The sequence below is a fragment of the Nocardia sp. NPDC058176 genome (assembly GCF_042883805.1).
Classification (GTDB): Bacteria; Actinomycetota; Actinomycetes; order Mycobacteriales; family Mycobacteriaceae; genus Nocardia.
The window spans coordinates 251564-273647 of sequence record NZ_JBHVVA010000002.1; the positions used below are offsets into that span (position 1 = coordinate 251564).

Below are 22084 nucleotides of genomic sequence, written 5' to 3' on the forward strand. Positions count from 1 at the left end.
TCAGCCCGTCGATCCAGCCAGCCCCGCCCGACCATCGACCCAGCTGGCCTGTCACCCAGCTGTCGGTCCAGCCTCGGCCGTGGGTCGAGCCCCAGCATCGCCTGGCGACCGGTCCAGCCGAGCCGTGTCTGCACCAGCTGGCAGATGCGGCCCGTATACAGCGTGGCCGCCTCCGCCGCCCATCACCCGGCCGCCAGCTCGCGCCCTGCGACAGGCTCGAGCTTCACTGACTCGCCCGATCTCAGACGGCGACCATTCCGGTGAGCAGCGTTCGCAATGCCCAGACGAACTGGTCCACCGAATTCCACGCGGCGATCTCGTCCAGGTGCGCCGTCGTGCGCGGCCAGCGCACGGAGTCGATGTCGTCGAGCGCCGCGCGCCGCTGCCGGACCCGCTCGGATTCCGGTGGCAGCGGCGGCTTTCCGTCGGTTTCGGCGATGTCGAGGGCGATCGCGCCGAGCACCTGCACGAGCACCGCGTACACCCCGTGCGCGCGGGACTGGGCGGGCAGCCCGCCCCGGGCGAGACAGATGAACAGCGCCTCGCTGATGTCGCGTGCCGCCGGACCGTCCGCCGCGGGTCCGTCCTGCGGCCCCGCCATCATCAACGGGCAGACCGCCGGATGCGCCAGCAACTGATCACGCAGCCCGAGCGCGAACTGGATCACCGCCGCGGTCCACTCGACGCCGGGATCCGACAGCGGCCCCAACGGCACCGCCGAGAGCACCCGCTCGATCACGGCCCGCTCCAACTCGACCCGGCTACCGACAGCGTCGGCCACCGCGCTCGCCTCGACCCCGAGCCGCGCGGCCACGGCCCCGATCGACAACGCGCTCGTCCCGCCCTCGTCCAGCAGCGCGAGCGCGGTGTCGATCACCTGAAACTCCGTGAACGACCGCTTCGCGCCTGCCCGCTGACCTGGCGATTCAGCCTCCGACATGCCGCAGACGCTACCCCCACACCAGCCCGGAACCCCGATGCGACCACCGCCTGTCGACCTCGACTCGGCAACACGTCCTCGGCCGCCTACGAGGTGATCCCGAGCCGAGTCGCCAACCACGGCAACTGATCACGCAACCCCGCCGACCACACCGCGAAACTGTGCCCGCCCGGCAGCACCTGCAATCGCACATCCATCCCCGCCGCCTTGGCCGCCTCGTACATGCGCTCGACCTGCGGGCGATAGGTCTCGTCGTCGGCGCCGACGACGAACGCGCCCGCCGAATCCGGGTAGGTGCGGCTGTGCAGCAGGTCCAGCGGGTTGACCCGCACGAACGCGTCGTTGTCACCACCGAAGGCCGCGTCGACCGTGCGCTGCCGATCGCCGAGGGTCGGCTCGTCCTCGCCGGACAGATCGAGGAAGGTCGGGTAGACCTCCGGATGGTTGGTGGCCAGCTGCAGCGCGCAGGTTCCGCCGTAGGACAACCCGCCGATGGCCCAGGCCCGCGGATCGGGGTCGACCTGCAACCGCGACCGCGTCCACGCGGGCACGTCGACCGCGAGATAGGTGGCGACCTTGCCCAGTCGCGAATCCAGGCACAGCGGATCGGCCAGCTCGGTGCCGGTGCCGTCGGCGACCACGACCACCGGCGCGAGACCGCCGTGCGCGCGGGCGAACTCGTCCATGGTCTCAGCCAGTTGTCCGCCGACGAACCAGTCGTCCGGCGCGCCGGGCTGGCCGGCCAGTAGCACCAGCACCGGCAGCAGCGGCCGCGGATCGGCGAAATAGGCGGGTGGCAGATAGATCTCGGCATCGCGCGCGGTGAAGCCGGACGCCGTCGGCGGCACCGAGACCGTCAGCACCTTGCCGCCGTCGGGCAGCCCGGCGGGCTCCCGCCACACCGAGTCGAGCGGTCGGCCCGTGACCACCTGTGCGCGCGGGGTCAGCTCTGCGACGTCGATCCGGTCGACCTCCGCGATCCCGAGCGCAGTGCCCACCGTCGGATACGACGCGTACACCAGATTCACCCGTGTCCCCACCGCGACCAGCACGGCCGCCGCCGCCAGCACCGTCACCACCGCGGTCCACACGGTGCGGCGCACCAGGATTCGCGGCACGACGAGCAGCACCGCCGCCACGCCGATGCCGATCAGCACGTACACCGACTCGGCGATCGGGTCGGGGAACGGCTGCCACACCTCCTCGACGAACAGGTACGCGGCGGCGGTCAGCACGGTCGCGGCGAGCAAGGTGATCGGTACGGTCGTCGTGACATAGCGGCGTGCGCGCGGGAACAGCAACCACACCGCACCCGCCACGCCGAGCAGCGTCAGCGCCACCGGGAGCCATCCCGTGAGCAACGACAGATCGGTGAATCGCGTCATCACTGACCTCCACAGATGCCACGTCGGCCACCCCGGGCGCCCACATCGGGTCCGTCGGCCACCGTGATGACATACGGTACACAGACGACTTCCCCGCGTCGGGACGGCGCACTCGCAGCAAAGGGTGGATCGATGGACGACAACACAGCTGCCACCGAACAGACCACGCCGAGCGGAATCGCCGCCGTGGGCACCGTGCTCCGGCGGGTGCCGTTCACCGTCGGCTTCCTCGTCGTCGTCACCATCCTCGGCATCGCCAGTGGCGGGCTGTGGCGCAGGCTCGACGCGCGATCGTGGTTCGCCGACATCGCCTACGGCTGGCCCGCCCTCCAGGAGGGCAAGTGGTGGACGCCGTTGTCGGGCTGGTTCTTCGGCCTCACGCCCGCCCAGTACGTCACCATGGCAATCCTTTTCGCGGCGGCGGTCGGCTGGGCGGAGTGGCGCCTCGGCACCGCGCGCACCGTGCTGGTCTGCCTCAGCGGTCAGCTGATCGGCGTCCTGGTGGCCGCGGTGACGGTCGGGCTGCTGGCCCACACCCACCTCGGCTGGGCCGATCGTCTCGCGGACGTGCGCGATGTCGGCTTCACCACGGCCGCGATCGCCGCGCTGGCCGCGGTCTCGGCGACCCTGCGCTCACCGTGGCGGCTGCGGGTGCGCGCCGCGCTGGTGGCGTATGTGGCGATCACCTTCCTGTTCGAGTCGACCTTCGCCGATCTGATGCACCTGATCGCCGCCGCGGTGTGGCTGCCGCTGGGCGAGAAGCTGTTCAGCCGAAGCGAACACGGCTTCTGGCCGCGCACCCGTCGTGAGGTGCGGATGCTGGCCTTCGCCGGGCTGCTGGTGATCGCGGCGGCCTCGGTGGCGGTGTACTTCTTCCCCGGCGAGAGCCTGCTCGGGGCGACCGGGGACGAACGCGGCTCGCTGTGGAGCACGCTCATCACGGTGGCGGTGATCGCGGTGGTCGCCGATCAGCTGCGCAAGGGCAAGCGGTGGGCCTGGTGGGTCGCCCTCGGCTACGGCACCCTGCACGTGGTGCTCACGCTGGTCCTGCTCGGCGTCGCCATCGGCACCGATGTCGAGACCACCGGCGCGGTCACCGTCGGCATGGCGCTGCTGTGGGCGGGCGAGGTGGCGCTGCTCTACGGCGGTCGCGGCGCGTTCCGCGTGCCCGCCCGGCGCAAGATCACCGAGGGCGCGCTCTCGGGCACCGAACCCGGCGACGCGGTGCGCACCCTGCTGACCCGCTACGGCGGCTCCACCATGTCGTGGATGACCACCTGGCCCGAGAACAAGTACTGGTTCCCCGCCGACGGTGAACGCTGCGTGGCCTATCAGCGGCACGCGGGCACCGTCATCGCGCTGACCGATCCGATCGGCCCACCGGAGCGGCTGCCCGACACCATCGCCGCCTTCACCGACCGCTGCGAGGCCGACGGCCTGCTGCCCTGCCTGTTCTCCACCACCCAGGCCGTCGCCGATCTGGCGGGCGAACTCGGTTGGCGCAGTGTGCAGATCGCCGAGGACACCATCGTCGACCTGCCCCAGCTCGAGTTCAAGGGCAAGCCGTGGCAGGACATCCGCTCGGCCATCAACCGGGCCACCAAGGAGGGCATCGAGTTCCGGCTGGTGCACCTCGCCGACCAGCCCTTCGCGGTGCTCGCGCAGGTGCGCGCCATCTCCGAGGAGTGGGTCGGCGAAAAAGGGCTGCCGGAAATGGGATTCACCCTCGGCGGCGTCGAAGAGGCACTCGATCCCGCCGTGCGGGTCGGCCTCGCGGTCGACGCCGAGGGCAGCGTGCACGGCGTCACCTCTTGGCTGCCCGTGTACGCCCCCGGCGGCGAGATCCGCGGCTGGACCCTGGACGTGATGCGCCGTCGTCCCGACGGCTTCCGGCCGGTGGTCGAGTTCCTCATCGCCTCGGCCTGCCAGGCGTTCAAAGAGGAAGGCGCCGAGATCGTTTCGCTCTCCGGCGCCCCGCTCGCCCGCAGCGCGGGCACCGACGACGCCGAACCGATCGACCGCCTGCTCGAAGGGCTCGGCGCCGCCATGGAGCCGTACTACGGCTTCCGCTCCCTGCACACGTTCAAGGCCAAGTTCCAGCCCCGCCACGAACCGGTCTACCTGTGCTACCGCGACGAAGCGGATCTACCGCGCATCGGCATCGCGCTGACGAAGGCGTATCTACCCGAAGTGTCGGCCAAGGACCTGATGGCACTGGGCGCGTCGGCGCGCTGAGTAGACCCGCGCGATATCAGCCCACCGCGACCGATTCCGACGTCACGCGCGCGGCGACCTCGGTGGGCACATCGACCCCCGGCTCCAAGTCGTCCGCGGGGATCGGTTCGCCCCAGACCTGGCGCAGCGGCAGCACGCCCGCCCACACGCCACCGGTTTCGATGTCTTCCGCGTCGTCGCCCGGGCCGCCCGTGCGCACCTTCACCGAGGCTTCGGTGAGGTCGAGCGCCAGGACCATGGTGGCCGCCATCTCCTTGCGGCTGGGCGGGCGCACCCGGTCCCACGAGCCCGGCGCCGCGTGCTCGACGATCAGCCGAAGGGCCTCGGTGCGCTCGGCCTCGTCGGTGACCAGCACCGCCTGGCCACGGATCACCGCGGAGCGGTAGTTCATCGAGAAGTGCATGGCCGAGCGGGCGTACACCACACCGTCGACGTGGGTCACGGCGATCGAGATGTCGGTACCGATCGCCGCGCGCAGGTTGCCCGCCCCGGTGGAGCCGTGCAGATAGAGGGTGTCGCCCTCGCGGCCGTAGACGGTCGGCAGCACCACCGGTGAACCGCCGAGCAGCACACCGAGGTGGCAGACCAGGCCCGCGTCGAGCACCGCGTCGAGTGCGGCGCGATCGTCGACGCCCCGCTCCTTGATGCGGGTCAGGGTGCTGCGCGGGGTCGGTGAGAGGGGGACGCGGGTGGTGTCGTGCGTGGTCATAAGATGAGCTTCGCCGATGAAGTGGACCTGATATAGAGCCAATTTAGCGGTAAATCACCAGTCCACTTCGAGGAGGGGCCGTGCTCGACGATCTCCCCATCCCGCTCGACCGAACCGCCGCCGAACCACTGTCGGTGCAGGTCGCCGATGCCCTGCGCACCGCGGCGACCGGTGGCGTGGTGCGGGTCGGCGAGCGATTGCCGTCCTCGCGGGCACTCGCCGAACGGCTCGGGGTGAGCCGCGCCGTGGTGTCGACCGCCTACGACCAGCTGCACGCCGAGGGCTGGATCGCCGGTCGACGGGGTTCGGGCACCTACCTGAGCACCGCCCCCGCGGCCGCGCCGGCGAACATCGACACCGGCACCGTCACCGATCCCGGCACCGGACTGCTCGACCTCGGCCCCGGCGCACCGTGCGTCGAGGCGGTCGACCCGGCCGCCTGGCGCCGGGCCTGGCGCGCGGCGGGCGATCACCCCGCCGATGCCCGCAAGGACCGCGCCGGTGAACCCGATTTCCGCGCCGCCGTCGCCGACCACCTGCTGCGTCATCGTGGACTCGCCGCCGGTGCCGGATCGGTGGTGCTCGCCACCGCGGGCACCAGCTCGGCGGTCGGCGAGCTGGCCTCGGCACTGCTCCTGCCCGGCGACACCGTCGCCATGGAGGATCCCGGCTATCAGCGTGCCGTCGGCGCGTTCGAGGCCGCGGGGATCCGGGTGCTCCCGGTACCGGTCGATGCCGACGGTCTGCGCGTCGACCGGATTCCGGCCGGGGTCCGCGCGGTGTACTGCACACCCGCACACCAGTTTCCGCTCGGCGCGCGGATGCCCGCCGCGCGCCGCGTCGAACTGATCGAATTCGCCAGGGCCACCGGCATCTTCGTCATCGAGGACGACTACGACGGCGAACTCCGCTACGACACCGCGCCTTTGCCACTGCTCGCCTCGATGGCCCCCGACGTGGTCGTCCACCTCGGCACCACCAGCAAGATCATCACCACCACCCTCGGCGTCGGCTGGCTCGTCGCCCGCCCCGACATCACCGAGGCGGTCCTCACCCACCGCACCCAGACCGGCACCACCCCGGGCCCGGCGGGCCAGCGGATCCTCAGCGAGTTCGCCCGCCACGGCGACCTGGCCCGCCACCTGCGCCGCCTCCGCCGGGTGGTGCCGCCACGCCGCGCCCTCGTCGTCGACACGCTCGCCCACCACGGCCTGCCCGTCCTCGGCGACGACGCGGGCTCCCACGTCGTCGTAGAACTCCCCGACGCCGCCACCGAACAGCGCGCTGTCGCCGTGGCCCGCACCCACGGCGTCCTCCTCGACGGCCTGGCCCGCCACCACCTCGCCGACCCCCACCGCTTCGGCATCGCCATCGGCTACACCGCCCTCCCCACCACCGACCTCGCCACGGCCGTCCCGATCGCCGCCACCAGCCTCGCCACCGCCCTCCGCCCACCGCCGACGGCCCCGGTTCGGTCGTAGCATGGAGCGTGGCCCGCGCGGGTCGCAGTTCGTCCGGCACTACCCCTCCGAGCATCGAAGTGGTGAGCACATGACCGAACAGGACATTCTGGCGCGAATCAAGCAACTCGTCGACGATGAGCACGCGCTGCGGGCCAAGGCCACGGCGGGCGAGATCGACCCGGTCGCCGAGCGTCAGCAGCTGGCACAGCTGGAAGTGATGCTCGACCAGGCCTGGGATCTGCTGCGGCAGCGCCGCGCACGCTCCGACGGGTCACCCGACGACGCCGAACTGCGCTCGCCCCGGGAAGTCGAGGGCTATCTGCAGTGACCGACGCCGAATACGACGTCATCGTCATCGGCGCCGGACCGGCGGGTGAGAACGCCGCCGCCTACGCCATCGCGGGCAGCGATCGCACGGCCGCGCTCGTCGAGCGGGAGCTGTTCGGCGGCGAGTGCAGCTACTGGGCCTGTATCCCCAGCAAGGCACTGCTGCGGCCGGGCGCCGTCCTCGACCTGGGCGAGTCGATGCCCGGGGTGACGGTGAGCGGTCCGCAGGTCGCCGACGTGCTGGCCCGCCGCAATGCCTTCGTGCACGACCACGACGACAGCTCCCAGGTCGAGTGGGCGAAATCGGCGCGCATCGACCCGATTCGCGGCGCGGGCCGCCTCGCCGGAGAGAAGCTGGTCGAGGTCGACACCGGCGACGGCGTCCGGGTCCTGCGCGCCCGGCACGCCGTCGTCCTCGCCACCGGCACCACCGCCGCGATCCCGAACATCCCCGGCGTCCGCGAGGCACTGCCGTGGATCTCCCGCGACGCGACCAACCTGGCCGTCGTCCCGCGTCGCGTCGCCGTCATCGGTGGCGGCGTCGTGGCCTGCGAGACCGCGACCTGGCTGGCCGAACTGGGCGCTGAGGAGGTGACCCTGCTGGTGCGCGGCGACCGCCTGCTCCCCCGAGTCGAGCCCTTCGCCGCCGATCTGATCCTGCGCGGCCTGCGCGACACCGGGGCGGTCACCGTGCGGCTGCACACCGAACCGCACCTGGTCTCACGCCGCGATCCCGCCGACACCGGCGTGGGCCGCATCCACGGCGGACCGGTCACGATTGTGCTCGACGACGGCGAACTCGAGGTCGACGAACTCGTCGTCGCCACCGGTCGCGCGCCGGCCACCGAGCACCTCGGTCTCGACACCGTCGGCTTGCCCGCGGGCTATGTCGAGGTCGACGATCAGCTCACCGCACGCGGCGTGCCCGGCGACTGGCTCTACGCCGTCGGCGACGTGAATCACCGTGCGGCACTGACCCATATGGGCAAGTACCAGGCCAGGGTGTGCGGTGACGTGATCGCCGCCCGCGCCGAGGGCAAACCTCTCGACCTCCCCCGCTACACCGCGAGCGCCGACCACCAGCAGGTGCCCCAGGTCGTTTACACCGCACCGGAACTCGCTGCCGTCGGCCTCACCGAACAGCAGGCCCGCGAGGCAGGCCACGCCGTCGACACCGTGGAGCTCGACATCGAGGTCGCGGGCTCGTCACTGTCCCGCGACGATTTCCACGGCCGCGCGAAACTCGTCCTCGACACCGCCGCCGACCGGCTGCTCGGCGCCACCTTCGTCGGCCCCGACATGGGCGAACAACTCCACGCGGCGACCATCGCGGTGGTCGGCCGGGTGCCGTTGGAAACACTGTGGAACGCCGTCCCCGCGTTTCCCACGGTCAGCGAGTTCTGGTTGCGCCTGCTGGAAGCCTGGCGCGAACGCTGAGTGTCGAGCTACTTGAGCAGTCGCGACATCCGCCGGTCGGCGAGCACCTTGCCGCCGGTCTGGCACGTCGCGCAGTACTGGAACGAGCGCTCCGCGTACGACACCTCACGCACAGTGTCACCACACACCGGGCACGGCTGCCCCGTCCGCGCGTGCACCCGCATCCCGGACCGCTTCTCACCCTTCAACCGGGCCGCGTCCTGCCCGACCGAGCGCTCGACCGCGTCGAGCAGCACCGTCCGCATGGCCGTGTAGAGCTGTGAGACCTTCTCCGCCGACATCGTTTTCGTATTCGCGAACGGCGAGATCTTCGCGGTGTGGAGGATCTCGTCGGAGTACGCGTTGCCGATACCCGCGAGCAGGGTCTGATCGACGAGCGCGGTCTTGATCCGCTGCGAGGTACCGCGCAGGACCGCGGCGAACTCGTCCTCGGTCACGGCCAGCGCGTCGGGACCAAGACGCGCGATGCCGGGCACGATCATCGGATCCTCGACGACGTACACCGCCAGCCGCTTCTTCGTCCCCGCCTCGGTCAGATCGATCGCGGGCGTCGCGCCCTCGGGAGTGAAGAAGTGCACGCGCAGGGCCAGCGGACTCTTCCCACCTGGCTTGGGCGGCAACGGGTTCGGCTCGTCGACCCAGCGCAGCCAGCCGCCGCGCGAGAGATGGGTGATCAACCACAGCCCGCCGCAATCCATCCCGAGGAACTTCCCCCACCGTCCGGCACCGGTGACGTCGCGACCGGACAGGGCGGTGACCGGCGGATCGAACGTCTTCACCGCGCTCAACGCCGCCACATCGACTCGCCCCACGACCGCGCCGACCGCATGATCCCGCAGGAACTGCGCCAACGCCTCTACCTCGGGTAGCTCGGGCACGGTTGCCAGTTTAGCCATCCGGTACGACACCGCGGGTCCGGACGCGTGCCCGGTCGAACACCGGAGTGACCGGTGTCTCACAGTTTGCTGCGTGAGGATCGCGGCCGCGTCGGGTCTGTACTGGCAAGCGCGCCCGAAACGGCGCGCGGCAAACCATGGAGGTTCGACTGTGTCGCTCACCAACGAAAGTCAGCTCGTCATGACCACAACGGAAGATCGGCAGGCCCGGGTGGCCGGTATGGATTCGGGCACGGCCATCCTGGCCCTGACGATTTGCGCGGTGTTAACCATCGGGATCGCCGCCCTGTCGCATTCCGCCGTCGCCGCGGTCCTGGCCAGCGTGGCCCTCGCGGGCGGCCTCGTCATCGCGCTGCGGATCCTTCCGCGCAACCGCTGAGGATCAGCCGGCTCGCAGCAGGTAGACGTCCATGATCCAGCCCTTTTCGGCGCGCAGCCGCGTGCGACGGGTCACGATCTCCTGCTCGACCGCGCGCAGATTGCCTTCGATCAGCGTCTCGTCGGGCATGCCGAGGTAGGCGCCCCACCAGATGTGGATGTCGTCGCCGGGGATCTCGGTGAACGAGCAGTCGCCGTCGAGCATCACCACGGTCGACCCGCCACCGAGTCCCGTCTCGCGCAGATTGCGTCCGGTGGTGACATGCACCGGCTCACCGATGCGGTGCAGCACCATGCGGTGCCGGGCGGCCAGCGCGGCGATGCTGGTGACGCCGGGAATCACCGCGTAATCGAACTCGGCCCGCCCGCGAGCCAGCACGTGCTCGATCATCCGCATGGTGCTGTCGTAGAGCGCCGGATCACCCCAGACCAGGATCGCGCCGACGCCGTCGACCTGCTCGAACGCGGCTTCCAGGAGTTCGGCGCGGCGTTCGTGCCAGTCCTGGACCACCCCGGTGTAGTCGTCGGGCGTACGGTCGCGCGGCGGGTCGGCGATCTCGATGATCCGGTGCGGCCCCTCGACGTGCTCGGCCAGGATCGCGGTCCGCACCTCGACCAGTTCCCGCTTCCGGTCACCCTTGCCGATCACGAAGAACGCCTCGGCCCGGCGCATGGCCTTGACCGCCTGCATCGTCACCTGGTCGGGGTCGCCCGCACCGATGCCGATCACGTAGAGCTCACGCATGCGCTCGAGCTTGCCAGGTGCCCGGCCACGTAGAATCGGCAGCCGTGGCCACCCCTGACACCCAGTACGAGGATCTGCTCCGGCACGTTCTGGCGAACGGCACGCCGAAGGCCGACCGCACCGGGACCGGAACGCGCAGCATCTTCGGTCATCAGTTGCGCTACGACCTCGCCGAGAGCTTCCCGCTGATCACCACCAAGCGGGTCCATCTCAAGTCCATCGCCTACGAACTGCTGTGGTTCCTGCGCGGCGACTCCAACGTCTCCTGGCTGCGGGAACACGGCGTGAGCATCTGGGACGAATGGGCCGACGCCGACGGCGAGCTGGGCCCGGTCTACGGCGTGCAGTGGCGCTCCTGGCCCACCCCCGACGGCACCCACATCGACCAGGTCGCCCAGGTCCTGCACACCCTGCGCACCGACCCGGATTCGCGCCGGATGATCGTCTCGTCCTGGAACGTCGCCGACCTGAACAAGATGGCGCTGGCCCCCTGCCACGCGTTCTTCCAGTTCTACGTCGCCGACGGCAAACTGTCCTGCCAGCTGTATCAGCGCAGCGCCGACCTGTTCCTCGGCGTGCCGTTCAACATCGCCAGCTACGCCCTGCTCACCCTGATGGTCGCCCAGCAGACCGAACTCGAACCCGGCGAGTTCATCTGGACCGGCGGCGATGTGCACGTCTACGACAATCACGTCGAGCAGGCCCGCGAACAGCTCAGCCGCGAGCCCTATCCCTTCCCCCAGCTGCACCTGCGCCCGGCGACGAGCCTGTTCGACTACGCCTACGAGGACATCGAACTGGCCGACTACCGCCACCACCCGACCATCAAGGCGCCGGTGGCGGTGTGAGCCGACTGATCGGCCTGATCTGGGCGCAGGCCAACGACGGCGTCATCGGCGTCGACAACAAGATCCCGTGGCGCATCCCCGAGGACATGGCCAATTTCCGGGACACCACCATGGGTCACCCGGTGATCATGGGCAGGCGCACCTGGGATTCGCTGCCACCGCGTTTCCGGCCGCTCGACGGCCGCCGCAACATCGTGGTCACCCGGCAGACCGATTGGGCGGCCGAGGGCGCCGAGCGCACCGCCTCGGTGCCGGACGCGCTGGCACTGGCGGGCGAGGTCGACCTCTGGATCGGCGGCGGGGGCGAGATCTACCGCGAGGCGCTCCCCCTCGCCACGACGCTGCAGGTCACCGAGGTCGACACCACCGTGCCCGGCGATGCCTTCGCCCCGCCCATCGGCCCGGAGTGGTCGGCCCCCGAAACCCCATGGCTGACCTCGAAAACCGGCCTGCGCTATCGCATTCGCCGCTACACCCGCACCTGACAACGCCTGGCTAACGGTCGGCGCGAAACGCCCGAAAGCCGCCGCCTCCTCGGGCATACTCCTGGGCAACCAGCCCGCGAGAAGCCTGCGAAAGGCGCGATGTCATGGACAAGAAATCGCTGACGGCGGTGGCCCGCCAACAATTGAAGCTGGCGGCCACCTCCACGAGCGGCCGGAGTTCGCAGACCGTCATCGGCGGTCACACCCATGCGCTGCGCCAGACCGTCGTCGCGCTCGCCGAGGGTCAGAGCCTGGCCGAACACGACAATGCCGGTGATGCCACCATCCAGGTCCTCACCGGCACGCTGGTGCTGATCGCGGGCACCGACGAGTGGAAGGGTTCGGCCGGTGACCTCATCGTCGTCCCGCGCGCCCGCCACAGCGTCAAAGCCGTCGACAACGTGACGTTCCTGCTCACCGTCGCCAAGTAGCGCGGGCGGATTGCCCGGAATGCGCTGACACACCAGGTGGCTGAACGAACCTGTCGGCGGGGAGCCGTACGCTGGACGCCATGGGTGAGCCACAGCCGATCCTCGATCCACTCACGCCGGCCGCGATTTTCCTCGTCGCCACCATCGACGTCGGCGGTGAGGCGGCCGTTCGGGAGCTGCTCGGCGAGGTCGACGACCTGCGCAAATCCGTCGGATTCCGCACGCCGGGGCAGGGCCTGAGCTGCGTCACCTCGATCGGCTCCAGCGGCTGGGACCGGCTGTTCGCCGGTGCCAAACCCGCTGAGCTGCACGAATTTCCGGGCTACCGGGGCGCGGTCCACTCGTGTCCGGCCACTCCCGGCGATCTGCTCTTCCACATCAAGGCCGAGACGACGGGCGCCTGCTATGAACTCGCGATGGCCATCGCGACCCGGCTGCGCGGCGCGGCCACCTTCGTCGACGAGACCTCCGGCTTCCGCTACTTCGAGCAGCGCGACCTGCTCGGTTTTGTCGACGGCACCGCCAACCCCGAGGGCAGCGCGGCGGCCGCGGCGGTCTTCGTGGGCGACGAGGACGCCGACTTCGCCGGTGGTAGCTACGTGATCGTGCAGAAGTACACCCACCCGCTCGACGAGTGGAACGCGCTGACGGTCGAGGAGCAGGAGCGGGTGATCGGCCGCACCAAGCTCAGCGACTACGAACTGCCCGACGACGTGAAGCCGCCCAACTCGCACGTCACGATCAACACGATCACCGACGCCGACGGCACCGAGCGCGATGTCCTGCGCGCCAACATGCCGTTCGGCACCGTCGGCGACGGCAGGCTCGGCACCTACTACATCGCCTATTGCGCCACCCCGTCGGTGACCGAACGCATGCTGGAGCGGATGTTCCTCGGCACCGAGGACGCCGCCTACGACCGCATCCTCGATTTCTCCGTAGCGATCACCGGCACCCTGTTCTTCACCCCCGCGGCGGACTTCTTCGACGATCTGCCCGACGCACCGGCCGGGTCCGAGGACGGCAGGCTGGTCAGCGTCCCCGAATTCGAACCGGTGATCGAAGCCAACGCGGCCGCCGAGAAGGCCGCGGCCCCCAAGACTGCCACCGGCACCGGTTACGACGGTTCACTCGCCATCGGCACGATGAAAAGGAGCAATCAATGAACAACCTGCACCGCGAGCTCGCGCCGATCACCGACGAGGCATGGGCGCAGATCGAGGAGGAGGCGACCCGCACGTTCAAGCGCAATATCGCGGGCCGTCGCGTGGTCGACGTGTCGGGCCCGCACGGTGTCGCCTACTCGGCGCTCAACCGCGGCAGGCTGACCTCGATCGCCTCGCCGGACGAGGGCGTGCAGGCCCATCAGCGGGTGGTGCAGCCGCTGGTCGAACTACGGGTGCCGTTCACGCTGAAGCGCGCGGAGCTCGACGACATCGAGCGCGGCGCGGGTGACGCCGACTTCGACAGCCTCAAGGACGCGGCCCAGAAGATCGCCTTCGCCGAGGACCGCGCGATCTTCGAGAGCTACGCCGCCGCGGGCATCACCGGGATACGGGCGGCCGCCTCCAACGACCCGGTCGCCATCCCGGGCAATGTGGTCGACATCCCCGACGCGATCTCGCACGCGCTGACCGGGCTGCGCCTGGCGGGCGTGCAGGGCCCGTACTCGGTGGTGCTCAGCGCCGACCTGTACACGCAGGTCAGCGAGACCTCCGATCACGGCCACCCGATCCGCACCCACATCGAGCGCCTGATCGACGGCGAGATCATCTGGGCGCCCGCGATCACCGGCGGTTTCGCCCTCACCACCCGCGGTGGCGATTTCGAGCTGGCGCTCGGCCAAGACCTGTCCATCGGCTACCTCAGCCACAACGCCGACACCGTGGAGCTGTACTTCCAGGAGACCTTCACCTTCCTCGTCGAGACCTCCGAAGCCGCGGTATCGCTCGGGTCATGAGCCCGGCGGCGGTCCGTACCGCCTAGGGTGAGCCGCAGAGCGTGAAGAGGAGGTTCGCATGGCGGTCGTGCGTGCCGGTGTGGTGCCTGCCAGCCGGAGCCTGGGTTACATCCTGATCGGGCTGCTGGTCACCACCGGCATCACCGGTCTGACCGTGGCGATGTTCGGGGTGAACCGGGTTGTGGCCGGGGTGCTGGTCGGCATCGTCGGCGGGATCGCGGCGGGCGTCGCGCTGTTCGTGCGCGATGTCACCGAGCTGACCGAGCACGCGATCTACGCGCGCACGCCGTTCCGCTCGGCGACGGTGCCGTGGGATCGCGTGGTCGCGGGGCGGTTCACCCTCGACGAGCACGGCCGCTGGGCACTGGCACTCGACCTCACCGGCGACACCACCGACGAACTGGTCCTGCTGTCGATCCCGCCGGTCAGCGGTCCCGTGTCCGGCGCTTACGACATGCGCAAGCGCGAGCAGGTGACCGAGATCCGGGAGATGTTGCGCGCCAAGCGGATCCCGATCACCGTGCTGCCCGAGATCGCCGGTGCGCTGAACCAGCACTGGCAGATCGCGCCGCCTACCGCGCGCTGACGAACTCCAGCCGGTTCGCGACGCGCCGATCAGCCGGGCGGGTTGACGCCGACGGCTCAGGTGAGTTCGTCACCCTGCGCGACCTGGGCCGGTTCGGCGCCGACCTCGCCCATCCGCGTGAGCAACTGCTCGGCCACGATTCGCACCCGGCCGATTTCGGCGCCGTGCCCGACGATGCGCACGATCGCGTCCGGGATGACGCGCTCGGTGTCGGCGGGCGCGGCACCTTCGTCGGATCTGATCCCGATCACGGTTTCGACCAGCCGGAACGGCAGGATCTTGGCGTCGTCGGATAGCCCTGCGGCAGCCGAGGATTCGGCGGCGAGGCGTTCGTAGTGCTCGCGTAGTTCGTCACGGCGCCGCCGGAACGCGGCGAAGCGCTCGGTGCGCAGCTCGGGCAGCAGGTACAGCGCGCCCAGATTCCAGCGCGCCGTGCGCAATTGGCGCACATCCGCCAGTGCCAGCGCGTACAGCTTGGCCACGGCCGCGTCGGGTTCGGCGACCATCCGCTGCGCCAATTCGACCGGGCCCGCGACGGTTTCGGCCAGCAGCGCGTCGAGGATGTCGTCCTTGGCCGAGAAGTGGTGATACAGCGAGGCCTGCCGGATGCCGACGGCATCGGCCACCGCCCTGGTCGAGGTGTTGGCGTAGCCCTTGGTGGTGAACAGTTCCGCCGCCGCGTCGAGGATCTCCGCGCGCGGCGTGGTCCCCTGCCTGCGCCGCTGTTCCAGCCGGGGACGCCCGGGACCGAGGTTTGCCACGCCCCGATTCTGTCATCGGCCCCTGACCTGGCCGTCAGCGGGCAGCTCACCAGCGAAAATGCCGGACGGTCGAATTCCTGTCATTTGACAGAAACCTGGGCAACGCAGAAGTTACCGCGGGCCGCACAGTCGATACATCCACGACACCGTTCGAGCGATCGCGGCCGCAAAACTATCGACTGATAGATATTGGCCGCACCGCCGAAGGACACCGATATGGCCACCACGCTCGACTCCCCCGCCGCCCCGCCGCAAACCAGCCGCGACAGTGCCGACCTGGCACAGTTCGGCTATCAGCCGGTCCTGCACCGCAAGCTGGGACGCTATGCGTCCTTCGCGGCAGGCTTCTCGTTCGTCTCCATCCTCACCACGATCTTCCAGTTCTTCGGCTTCGGCTATTCGTTCGGTGGCGCCGCGTTCTTCTGGACCTGGCCGCTGGTGTTCGCCGGACAGTTCCTGGTCGCGCTGAACTTCGCCGAACTGGCCGCGCGGTATCCCATCTCGGGCTGTATCTATCAGTGGTCGCGCCGCCTCGCGGGCGGGCTGATCGGCTGGTTCGCCGGGTGGATGATGGTGATCGCCCAGGTTGTCACCGCCGCCGCGGCCGCCATCGCGCTGCAGGTGGTACTGCCATCGATCTGGAGCGGATTCCAGATCATCGGCACCGATATCGCGCTCACCTCCCGCGACGGCGCGATGAACGCGGTGCTGCTGGGCAGTGTGCTGCTGGTGATCACCACCACGATCAATGTGATCGGGATCGACCTGATGGCGCGGATCAACTCGATCGGTGTCACCATCGAGATCGTCGGCGTGCTGGCGATCATCGGCCTGTTCTTCGCCGGTACCGAACGTGGTCCCGACGTGGTGTTCCAGACCGACCAGGCCTCCCCCGGCCCGTACTGGGCGGCGTTCCTGGTCTCGGGCTTGATGGCCGCCTATGTGATGGTCGGCTTCGATTCCGCTGGTGAGCTCTCCGAGGAGACCAAGAATCCGCGCCGGGTCGCCCCGCGCACCATCCTGCTCGCCCTCTCGGCCTCCGCGCTGGGTGGCGGCCTCATGATGCTCGGCGCGCTGATGGCCGCACCGAGCCTGTCCGACGGCGAATTGGCCTCCGGTGGACTGGCTTACGTGATCACCGCGAAGCTGAACAGCCCCGCGGGCACCGTACTGCTCGCCTGCGTCGCCGTCGCCGTGATCGTGTGCACCCTGGCGATCCAGACCGCGGGCTCCCGCCTGATGTTCTCGATGGCCCGCGACGGCAAACTCCCCTTCGCCAAGGCCCTCGCCACCGTGCACCCCCGCTTCGGCACCCCCGTCTGGCCCGCCGTCGTGATCGGTGCCCTCGGCATCGGCCTGCTGGTCCTCAACCTGGGCAACCCCGCCATCTTCGCCACCCTGGCCAGCGTCTGCATCGTCAGCCTGTACCTCGCCTACCTGCTGGTCACCGTCCCCCTGCTGTTCCGCAGGCTCAAGGGCTGGGCCGCCGAAACCGACGACCCCACCCTGTTCAACCTCGGCCGCTGGGGCATCCCCGTCAACGCCCTCGCCGTCGCCTGGGGCATCGCCATGGTCGTCAACCTCGCCTGGCCCCGCCCGGAGGTCTACATCCCCGAGGGCGGCAGCTGGTGGCAACAGTGGGCAGGCCCCCTCTCGGTCCTGGTCATCCTCACCACCGGCGCCATCATCTACCGCTTCGTGGTCTCCGCGAAGGAGACCGAACCGGTCGACGAGACGGCCGCGGTCTGATTCGACTCCGCGGCGGATTCGTCGGAATCCGCCGCGGGGCAGTCCAGCACGGAGTCCGCTCACATCCAGCACTCGCCGAGGAGCCAAGATGACGAACACCCAGTCCACCGACGGCGCCCGTGCCCACGCACGCGCTCAGGCCGCGTCAGCGCACATCGCTCGCCCGGCCATACCGCCCGGCATCGACCCGACAGCAGTCGTTCTCGCGCAACGCATCCCACCGGGCGGCTACGCGAACATCGTCCTCGGCCGCGGCACCCACGTCAGACTCGGCGACCCCGCGGGCACCACGTGCGCGCACCTGTTCCTCCTGCGCGCCGAATCTCCTTGGGAGCGACTCAATGTCGCCGACACCGTGAAGGTTCCGTGGCAGGCCTACCTGAGCCAAGGCCACCCCCTCCTCTCCGATCAGGGCCGAGTCCTCGCCACGGTTCTCACCTCCACCGGCCACCACGACACCCTCTGCGGCCCGACCGCCGAAGCCCGCCACCAGCTCCACCTGGCCGGCGCCAAACAGGGCCTCGAACCCCGCGACATCGGCCCGTCGATCGCCCTCTTCCGCGGCGCCACGGTCGCCCCCGACGGCGCCCTGATCCCCACCGGCAACGGCCCGGCGGGCGCCACCATCGATCTGATCGTGCACCTGCCGATCACCCTGCTGGTCGCCAATGCCGCCCATCCCCTCGACGACCGCCCCACCGGCGACCTCGACCTGCTCGCCTGGTCCGCCCCCGCCGAGCTGAACACCACCCCCAATGACGAGCCCGAGTACCTGCGGGCCGTCGACAACACCGAAGCCGCATGGGCGGCCGCATCGACCACGGAGGTCCTGGCATGACCACGGCGACCACCCGCACCGTCGTCCGCGACGAGACCGTCCCCGCCCAGGCGCCGTGGTCGGCGATCGTGCGCGCGGGCGAGCAGCTCGAGATCATCGACCTGCACGGCAATCAGGCCGTCGACTGCCTGCTCTACTCCGCCGCCGACCACACCGACCGCTACAGCGCCCAGGCCACCGTCGCCGCCCAGCGCAACATCTTCCTCACCACCGGCAGCGTCCTGCTGACCGAGGCGGGCACCGCGCTGATGACGGTCGTGGCCGACGAGGTCGGCAATCACGACACCATCGCGGGCGCCTGCTCCCAGGAGTCCAACACCCTGCGCTACGGCCACCACACCCGCCATCAGCACGCCTGCGTCGAGAACTTCCTCACCGCCGCTCTCGAATGGGGTTTGGGCAAGCGGGATCTCGTCTCGAACATCAACTGGTTCATGAACGTCCCCGTCGAGGCCGACGGCACCCTCGGCATCGTCGACGGTCTGTCCGCCCCCGGCAAGAAGGTCACCCTCCGCGCCGAGATCGACACCCTGGTCCTGGTTTCGAACTGCCCCCAGATCAACAACCCCTGCAACGGTTTCGACCCCACCCCGGTCCGCATGGTGGTGACCCGATGAGCGCCACCGACGTCATCGCGAGCGCTGTCGACTCGGCCACGGGTGCGCCCACTGCCGTCGATACCGGCCCGATCATCGTGGACGCGACCTCCGATGATTCGCAGCAGCCGCTACACCCGCCCGCGCGGCGGGTGGAAGTCGTGCGCCCCGGAATGCAGACCACCGTGCAGGACTGGCCGGGTCGAATCGGCTACTGGCACATCGGCGTTCCACCGTCGGGCCCGATGGACGACCTGTCGTTCCGGCTCGGCAACCGGGTGCTCGGCAATCCGGAAGGCATGGCGGGACTGGAGTGCACCCTCGGTGGCCCGGCCCTGCGGTTCAGCACGGCCACCTGGGTGTGCGTGACCGGCGCGGTCGCCGATGTGCGAGTGAATGGCATTCTGATCGAGCAGTGGCGCACGGTCGAGGTGCCCGCCGGTGGGGTGTTGGATGTCGGTGCGATCCGTGGACCGGGAATGCGCACCTACATCTTGGTTTCCGGTGGCCTCGACATCGACGAATTCCTCGGCAGCGCAGCCACCTTCACCCTCGGCAAGTTCGGCGGCGGCACCGGCGCGGCCTTACGCGCAGACGACACCCTCCCGCTCGGCACCCCGCGGACCCGCATCGCCCCCGCAGTCCCCATGGCCGACCTCCCCGCCTTCGGCCACCGCTGGGAACTGGCCGTCACCGCGGGCCCGCACGGCGCACCGGAGTTCTTCACCCGCACCGACTTCGACACCATCGTCGGCACCGACTACGAGGTGCACTTCAACTCCGACCGCACCGGCGTCCGCCTGATCGGCCCGAAGCCGGAGTGGGCGCGCACCGACGGCGGCGAGGCGGGTCTGCACCCGTCCAACATCCACGACAACGCGTACACGATCGGCGCGCTCGACTTCACCGGCGACACCCCGATCCTGCTCGGCCCCGACGGCCCCAGTCTGGGCGGCTTCGTCTGCCCGGTCACCGTGGTCGCCGCCGACCGCTGGAAACTCGGCCAGCTCACCCCCGGCGACAAGGTGCGTTTCGTCCCCGTCCGCGCCGAACACGCCGCACCCGCCGCCGCACTCGGCGCGAGCAGGCGCGCGTCCCTGGGCACCGTGCTCTCGGCAGGCCGCGACGGCGACGACGGCGTCCTGCGCCGCTCCGACGTCGACGACGAGACCGGCGTGACCTACCGCAGACAGGGCGACGACGGTGTCCTCGTCGAATACGGCACGCTCACACTCGATCTCGGCCTGCGGGCCCGAGTGCACGCCCTGCACCAGCATCTGATCGCGATCGGCCTGCGCGGCGTCATCGAACTCACCCCCGGCATCCGTTCCCTGCAGATCAGGGTCGACCCGGCGGTCCTGCCGATCGCCCGGCTGCTCGACCTCCTGGCCGAAGCCGAAGCGCACCTGCCGAATTCGGCCGAGTTGGTGGTCCCCAGCCGCACCGTGCACCTTCCCCTGTCCTGGGACGATCCGTCCACCCGCGAGGCCATCACCCGGTACATGCACGGCGTGCGCGCCGATGCGCCGTGGTGCCCGTGGAACATCGAATTCATCCGGCGCATGAACGGATTGACCTCGGTCGACGACGTCTACCGCACCGTCTTCGACGCCGAATACCTCGTCCTCGGCCTCGGTGACGTCTACCTCGGCGCCCCCGTCGCCACCCCCACCGACCCCCGCCACCGTCTGGTCACCACCAAATACAACCCGGCCCGCACCTGGACCCCGGAGAACGCGGTCGGCATCGGCGGCGCCTACCTGTGCATCTACGGCATGGAGGGCCCCGGCGGCTACCAGTTCGTCGGCCGCACCACCCAGGTCTGGAACCACCGTGCCCGGCCGGTCGGCGCCGCGGGCCCCGGCGTCGACCGCTTCGCCACCGATGCCGAAACACCCTGGCTGCTGCGCTATTTCGACCGCATCCGCTGGCATCCGGTCGAGGCCGGCGAACTCCTCGATCTGCGTGCGGATTTCGCCGCGGGCAAGGTCGACATCACCGTGGAAGACGGCGAGTTCAATCTCGCGGACTACCGCCGGTTCCTCACCGACAACGCGCACTCGATCGCCGACTTCCGCGCCGTCCAGGCCGACGCGTTCGCCGCCGAACGCCAATCCTGGCGTTCGGCGGGCGAACTCGACTGATCAGCGCAGCGAGCCGAAGAACTCGCGCACATCGGTGACGAGCAGTTCCGGTTCCTCCAGCGCCGCGAAGTGCCCGCCCCGATCCACATCGTTCCACCGCACGATCGTGTTCTCCGCCTCGTCGAAGCGGCGGATCGCGACATCATGGGCGAGGACGAGCACACCGGTGGGCACGCCCGAATTCTCCGGCACCGCACCCCATTCCCCCGGCTGCGCGTAGCCGATGTACCCGGCCGAGCCCGCCGTGCCGGTGAGCCAGTAGATCATCACGTTGGTCAGCAGCCGATCGCGATCGATGATCTTGTCGGGCAGCGTCTCCCGGGGATGCGTCCACTCCCGGAACTTGTCCAGGATCCAGGCCAGCTGCCCGATCGGGGAGTCGACCAGCCCGTAGGCCAGGGTCTGCGGACGGGTGGACTGCACGGCGATGTAGCCGAACTCCTCGTTCATGAACGCCTCGATCCGCGCGATGCGGTCGCGTTCGAGGTCGGTCAGGCTCGCCATGTCCTCTTCCGAGAGCGGCAGCTGCGGGAACGAGCCCGCACCACCGTTGACGTGCACCCCGATCACCCGGTCCGGTGCGACCCGCCCGACCTCCGGACTCACCGCCGCCCCGATGTCGCCACCCTGCACCCCGAAGCGCTCGTACCCGAGCCGGGTCATCAGCTCGACCCACGCCTCGGCGATCCGGCGCACCGACCACCCCTCGGTCACCGGACCGGAGAAGCCGAAGCCCGGCAGCGACGGGATCACCACGTGGAAGGCGTCGGCCGGATCCCCACCGTGCGCACGCGGATCGGTCAGCGGGCCGATCACATCGAGGAACTCCGCGACCGAGCCCGGCCAGCCGTGCGTGAGCAGCAGCGGCACCGCCGTGGGTTCGGGCGAGCGCACGTGCAGGAAATGGATGTTCTGCCCGTCGATCTCCGTCGTGAACTGTTCGTGCGCATTGAGTTTCGCCTCCTCGGCCCGCCAGTCGTAGCCGGTGCGCCAGTGGTCGACGAGCTCGCGCAGGTAGCCGGTCGGCACGCCGGTGTCCCAGTCGTCGCCGGGCAGCGCGGCGGGCCAGCGCGCGTTGTCGAGCCGATTGCGCAGGTCATCGAGCTGCTGCTGCGGGATGTCGAGACGGAAGGTCTGGATCTCGTTGCTCATGAGATCAACCCTACGAGCC

General features: G+C 69.9%; 22 protein-coding genes. 15 read left to right on the forward strand and 7 right to left on the reverse strand.

What is annotated here, in order from left to right; translation table 11 throughout:
• Positions 1-241: 241 nt before the first annotated feature.
• Positions 242-877, reverse strand: a complete 636-nt coding sequence (locus ACFVVM_RS13805) for a TetR/AcrR family transcriptional regulator (protein ID WP_387617309.1) — start codon at positions 875-877, stop codon at positions 242-244.
• A gap of 149 nt (positions 878-1026) precedes the next feature.
• The gene (locus tag ACFVVM_RS13810; protein WP_387617311.1) at positions 1027-2325 is read right to left on the reverse strand and encodes an alpha/beta hydrolase; all 1299 of its coding nucleotides are present in this window, start codon (positions 2323-2325) and stop codon (positions 1027-1029) included.
• Between the two features lie 132 nt (positions 2326-2457).
• Between ACFVVM_RS13810 and ACFVVM_RS13815 the strand changes: the two genes are divergently transcribed.
• The gene (locus tag ACFVVM_RS13815; RefSeq protein ID WP_387617313.1) at positions 2458-4560 is read left to right on the forward strand and encodes a bifunctional lysylphosphatidylglycerol flippase/synthetase MprF; all 2103 of its coding nucleotides are present in this window, start codon (positions 2458-2460) and stop codon (positions 4558-4560) included.
• Positions 4561-4576: 16 nt separating this feature from the next.
• Here the strand turns inward: ACFVVM_RS13815 and ACFVVM_RS13820 are convergent, their stop codons facing one another.
• Positions 4577-5269, reverse strand: coding sequence for a pyridoxamine 5'-phosphate oxidase family protein (locus ACFVVM_RS13820; protein WP_387617315.1), 693 nt, complete (start codon positions 5267-5269; stop codon positions 4577-4579).
• Between the two features lie 80 nt (positions 5270-5349).
• Between ACFVVM_RS13820 and ACFVVM_RS13825 the strand changes: the two genes are divergently transcribed.
• From ACFVVM_RS13825 to ACFVVM_RS13835, 3 genes are all read left to right on the forward strand, one after another.
• Positions 5350-6750, forward strand: a complete 1401-nt coding sequence (locus ACFVVM_RS13825; protein ID WP_387617317.1) for a PLP-dependent aminotransferase family protein — start codon at positions 5350-5352, stop codon at positions 6748-6750.
• A gap of 70 nt (positions 6751-6820) precedes the next feature.
• Positions 6821-7060, forward strand: coding sequence for a DUF2630 family protein (locus ACFVVM_RS13830; protein WP_387617319.1), 240 nt, complete (start codon positions 6821-6823; stop codon positions 7058-7060).
• A complete protein-coding gene (locus tag ACFVVM_RS13835; RefSeq protein WP_387617321.1) occupies positions 7057-8496 on the forward strand; it encodes a dihydrolipoyl dehydrogenase family protein in 1440 nt (479 codons plus the stop codon). The genes ACFVVM_RS13830 and ACFVVM_RS13835 overlap by 4 nt, the downstream gene beginning before the upstream one ends.
• Before the next feature lie 8 nt (positions 8497-8504).
• Here ACFVVM_RS13835 and ACFVVM_RS13840 read toward each other — a convergent pair whose 3' ends face one another.
• On the reverse strand, positions 8505-9374 hold the full coding sequence (locus tag ACFVVM_RS13840; RefSeq protein ID WP_387617323.1) for an Fpg/Nei family DNA glycosylase: 870 nt from the start codon (positions 9372-9374) through the stop codon (positions 8505-8507).
• Positions 9375-9543: 169 nt separating this feature from the next.
• Here ACFVVM_RS13840 and ACFVVM_RS13845 point away from each other — a divergent pair, with 169 nt between their 5' ends.
• Entirely contained in the window at positions 9544-9771 is a 228-nt protein-coding gene (locus ACFVVM_RS13845; protein WP_387617325.1) for a hypothetical protein, read from the forward strand.
• Between the two features lie 3 nt (positions 9772-9774).
• On the opposite strand, the gene cobF is transcribed toward ACFVVM_RS13845, so the two are convergent.
• Entirely contained in the window at positions 9775-10515 is a 741-nt protein-coding gene (cobF, locus tag ACFVVM_RS13850) for a precorrin-6A synthase (deacetylating) (RefSeq protein WP_387617327.1), read from the reverse strand.
• A gap of 44 nt (positions 10516-10559) precedes the next feature.
• Between cobF and ACFVVM_RS13855 the strand changes: the two genes are divergently transcribed.
• The 6 genes from ACFVVM_RS13855 to ACFVVM_RS13880 all read left to right on the forward strand — a co-directional run bounded on the left by ACFVVM_RS13855 (position 10560) and on the right by ACFVVM_RS13880 (position 14825).
• Complete coding sequence (locus ACFVVM_RS13855; RefSeq protein ID WP_387617329.1) at positions 10560-11363, forward strand: thymidylate synthase; 804 nt, start codon at positions 10560-10562, stop codon at positions 11361-11363.
• Positions 11360-11848, forward strand: a complete 489-nt coding sequence (locus tag ACFVVM_RS13860) for a dihydrofolate reductase (protein ID WP_387617331.1) — start codon at positions 11360-11362, stop codon at positions 11846-11848. The genes ACFVVM_RS13855 and ACFVVM_RS13860 overlap by 4 nt, the downstream gene beginning before the upstream one ends.
• A gap of 104 nt (positions 11849-11952) precedes the next feature.
• The gene (locus ACFVVM_RS13865) at positions 11953-12279 is read left to right on the forward strand and encodes a cupin domain-containing protein (protein WP_387617333.1); all 327 of its coding nucleotides are present in this window, start codon (positions 11953-11955) and stop codon (positions 12277-12279) included.
• Positions 12280-12359: 80 nt separating this feature from the next.
• Positions 12360-13445, forward strand: a complete 1086-nt coding sequence (locus ACFVVM_RS13870) for a Dyp-type peroxidase (RefSeq protein ID WP_387617334.1) — start codon at positions 12360-12362, stop codon at positions 13443-13445.
• Positions 13442-14239, forward strand: coding sequence for a family 1 encapsulin nanocompartment shell protein (locus ACFVVM_RS13875; protein ID WP_387617336.1), 798 nt, complete (start codon positions 13442-13444; stop codon positions 14237-14239). Before ACFVVM_RS13870 ends, ACFVVM_RS13875 begins: the two co-directional genes overlap by 4 nt.
• Before the next feature lie 58 nt (positions 14240-14297).
• The gene (locus tag ACFVVM_RS13880) at positions 14298-14825 is read left to right on the forward strand and encodes a hypothetical protein (protein ID WP_387617338.1); all 528 of its coding nucleotides are present in this window, start codon (positions 14298-14300) and stop codon (positions 14823-14825) included.
• A gap of 56 nt (positions 14826-14881) precedes the next feature.
• Here the strand turns inward: ACFVVM_RS13880 and ACFVVM_RS13885 are convergent, their stop codons facing one another.
• Positions 14882-15586, reverse strand: coding sequence for a TetR/AcrR family transcriptional regulator (locus ACFVVM_RS13885; RefSeq protein ID WP_387617340.1), 705 nt, complete (start codon positions 15584-15586; stop codon positions 14882-14884).
• Between the two features lie 216 nt (positions 15587-15802).
• Here ACFVVM_RS13885 and ACFVVM_RS13890 point away from each other — a divergent pair, with 216 nt between their 5' ends.
• The 4 genes from ACFVVM_RS13890 (at position 15803) to ACFVVM_RS13905 (ending at position 20913) form a co-directional block, all read left to right on the forward strand.
• The gene (locus ACFVVM_RS13890; RefSeq protein WP_387617342.1) at positions 15803-17335 is read left to right on the forward strand and encodes an amino acid permease; all 1533 of its coding nucleotides are present in this window, start codon (positions 15803-15805) and stop codon (positions 17333-17335) included.
• An 88-nt stretch (positions 17336-17423) separates the two neighbouring features.
• The gene (locus tag ACFVVM_RS13895) at positions 17424-18173 is read left to right on the forward strand and encodes a DUF1989 domain-containing protein (protein WP_387617344.1); all 750 of its coding nucleotides are present in this window, start codon (positions 17424-17426) and stop codon (positions 18171-18173) included.
• Positions 18170-18790 (forward strand): urea amidolyase associated protein UAAP2, encoded by a 621-nt coding sequence (locus ACFVVM_RS13900; protein ID WP_387617346.1) that lies wholly within the window; start codon positions 18170-18172, stop codon positions 18788-18790. The genes ACFVVM_RS13895 and ACFVVM_RS13900 overlap by 4 nt, the downstream gene beginning before the upstream one ends.
• The gene (locus ACFVVM_RS13905; protein ID WP_387617348.1) at positions 18787-20913 is read left to right on the forward strand and encodes a 5-oxoprolinase/urea amidolyase family protein; all 2127 of its coding nucleotides are present in this window, start codon (positions 18787-18789) and stop codon (positions 20911-20913) included. The genes ACFVVM_RS13900 and ACFVVM_RS13905 overlap by 4 nt, the downstream gene beginning before the upstream one ends.
• Here the strand turns inward: ACFVVM_RS13905 and ACFVVM_RS13910 are convergent, their stop codons facing one another.
• A complete protein-coding gene (locus ACFVVM_RS13910; protein ID WP_387617350.1) occupies positions 20914-22065 on the reverse strand; it encodes an epoxide hydrolase family protein in 1152 nt (383 codons plus the stop codon).
• Positions 22066-22084: the final 19 nt, after the last annotated feature.

Excerpts from the sequence above, each read along its gene's own strand:
- cobF (WP_387617327.1), bottom strand. The coding sequence starts at position 10,515 with ATGCGTGAGCTCTACGTGATCGGCATCGGTGCGGGCGACCCCGACCAG.
- ACFVVM_RS13810 (WP_387617311.1), bottom strand. The coding sequence starts at position 2,325 with ATGACGCGATTCACCGATCTGTCGTTGCTCACGGGATGGCTCCCGGTG.
- ACFVVM_RS13905 (WP_387617348.1), top strand. The coding sequence starts at position 18,787 with ATGAGCGCCACCGACGTCATCGCGAGCGCTGTCGACTCGGCCACGGGT.
- ACFVVM_RS13870 (WP_387617334.1), top strand. The coding sequence starts at position 12,360 with ATGGGTGAGCCACAGCCGATCCTCGATCCACTCACGCCGGCCGCGATT.
- ACFVVM_RS13875 (WP_387617336.1), top strand. The coding sequence starts at position 13,442 with ATGAACAACCTGCACCGCGAGCTCGCGCCGATCACCGACGAGGCATGG.
- ACFVVM_RS13820 (WP_387617315.1), bottom strand. The coding sequence starts at position 5,269 with ATGACCACGCACGACACCACCCGCGTCCCCCTCTCACCGACCCCGCGC.
- ACFVVM_RS13890 (WP_387617342.1), top strand. The coding sequence starts at position 15,803 with ATGGCCACCACGCTCGACTCCCCCGCCGCCCCGCCGCAAACCAGCCGC.
- ACFVVM_RS13895 (WP_387617344.1), top strand. The coding sequence starts at position 17,424 with ATGACGAACACCCAGTCCACCGACGGCGCCCGTGCCCACGCACGCGCT.
- ACFVVM_RS13900 (WP_387617346.1), top strand. The coding sequence starts at position 18,170 with ATGACCACGGCGACCACCCGCACCGTCGTCCGCGACGAGACCGTCCCC.
- ACFVVM_RS13880 (WP_387617338.1), top strand. The coding sequence starts at position 14,298 with ATGGCGGTCGTGCGTGCCGGTGTGGTGCCTGCCAGCCGGAGCCTGGGT.
- ACFVVM_RS13865 (WP_387617333.1), top strand. The coding sequence starts at position 11,953 with ATGGACAAGAAATCGCTGACGGCGGTGGCCCGCCAACAATTGAAGCTG.
- ACFVVM_RS13830 (WP_387617319.1), top strand. The coding sequence starts at position 6,821 with ATGACCGAACAGGACATTCTGGCGCGAATCAAGCAACTCGTCGACGAT.
- ACFVVM_RS13815 (WP_387617313.1), top strand. The coding sequence starts at position 2,458 with ATGGACGACAACACAGCTGCCACCGAACAGACCACGCCGAGCGGAATC.
- ACFVVM_RS13910 (WP_387617350.1), bottom strand. The coding sequence starts at position 22,065 with ATGAGCAACGAGATCCAGACCTTCCGTCTCGACATCCCGCAGCAGCAG.